The organism is Verminephrobacter aporrectodeae subsp. tuberculatae At4 (assembly GCF_000193225.1).
GTDB lineage: Bacteria > Pseudomonadota > Gammaproteobacteria > Burkholderiales > Burkholderiaceae_C > Acidovorax > Acidovorax aporrectodeae.
In genome coordinates, this window is record NZ_AFAL01000664.1 from 1 (window position 1) to 362 (window position 362).

General features: G+C 66.0%; 1 protein-coding gene. It reads right to left on the minus strand.

The annotated features are described in order from the left end of the window. A partial coding sequence (locus VTU_RS33020; protein WP_010107389.1) for a SwmB domain-containing protein occupies window positions 1–362 on the minus strand: 362 nt, incomplete at both ends.

The window sequence follows — 362 nt, forward strand, 5'->3', positions numbered from 1 at the left end:
GACGAGCACCGTGAAGTCTTCGCTCGCTGGCTTGCGGCTCGCGTCCGCGTTCAGGTTGCCTGCGTCCTCGAAGCTGAGCACCAGTGTGCTTGCGTTGACCTTTGGCGCTTTGGCTCCCTCGGTGATGAGCACCGGGGCGCTGGTGTCGGATACGCTGACGGTCGTCGCCTGGAAGCTGCCCAGGCGGTTGTTGGCCACGTCCTGTATGCCGCTGGTGTCGCCGGGCGTGCTGTCGCTGTACGCGACGGTCGTCGTCTGGCCAGCGGTCACCGGTCTGGTCAGCGTCAGCGTGACGGTCTTTTCTTGCGCGTCCACGACCACATTCGTGACGGCGTTGCGCTCGCCCGCGACGAGCACCGTGA